The sequence below is a fragment of the Paenibacillus maysiensis genome (assembly GCF_000520815.1).
GTDB classification, from domain to species: domain Bacteria; phylum Bacillota; class Bacilli; order Paenibacillales; family Paenibacillaceae; genus Paenibacillus; species Paenibacillus maysiensis.
In genome coordinates, this window is the sequence record NZ_ASRY01000193.1 from 1 (window position 1) to 319 (window position 319).

1 protein-coding gene is annotated in these 319 nt (G+C 44.2%); it reads right to left on the reverse strand.

Going from position 1 to position 319, the window contains the following annotated elements:
* The coding region (locus L696_RS0113280; protein ID WP_025684070.1) for a DUF4355 domain-containing protein at positions 1-319 on the reverse strand (319 nt) is incomplete at both ends.

Below are 319 nucleotides of genomic sequence, written 5' to 3' on the forward strand. Positions count from 1 at the left end.
ACATAGCTAAATTCGCTGTCGTCGCTTCTTCATCTGCTCCAACAAAAAAATCCACTAACGGAAGTGGAAGTTTCTTTTCGGATGCTATTTTTACCGCTTGGCTGGTTAACCGTTCACGTTGCTTCTCTAGCTTCATATTCTCCACTTCGGCTCGTAACTTCTCGACTTCGATTTCTTTCTCATCCTTAGCCGGGAATCGCTTCTTGATCTCAGCATCCACTGCACTTTCCAAATGATTGGATTTCCACGTTTCCAGCGATTTAGCGGATCGTTTGTCCACCGTGCTATCGAACCAACTTTTTGCTTGCTGATTAGATTG